Source organism: Leifsonia sp. SIMBA_070 (genome assembly GCF_046534635.1).
GTDB lineage: Bacteria > Actinomycetota > Actinomycetes > Actinomycetales > Microbacteriaceae > Leifsonia.
In genome coordinates this window covers 1-256 of sequence record NZ_JAWRYK010000556.1, presented here as the reverse complement: position 1 = coordinate 256, position 256 = coordinate 1, and the positions used below count along the sequence as shown (strand labels likewise).

The 256-nt window shown below is 37.9% G+C and carries 1 protein-coding gene; it reads right to left on the bottom strand.

Features of this window, described 5'->3' with window-relative positions; all coding sequences use genetic code 11:
* The coding region (locus SB754_RS21430; protein WP_410784346.1) for a hypothetical protein at positions 1-256 on the bottom strand (256 nt) is incomplete at both ends.

Below are 256 nucleotides of genomic sequence, written 5' to 3'. Positions count from 1 at the left end.
ACCTGAGTTTGTGATGAATTATTCACAAGGTCACTCTGCAGGGCAATGCTATTGCCTCCAATTGTATAATTTGGAGCATCAATATCAAAAAGGATTCTCGAAACTGTTAAACCCGTAATGTCATTGGTTATCGTTCCTGTTACTGTATTTTTGAATGTTAGAATGGCTGGATTTTGTGGGACAATGTTTTCTACCCAATTTGTTGCTTCGTTTGAAGTATCATTTGTTGGAGTCAACTTCCAGGTTGAACTGTTGG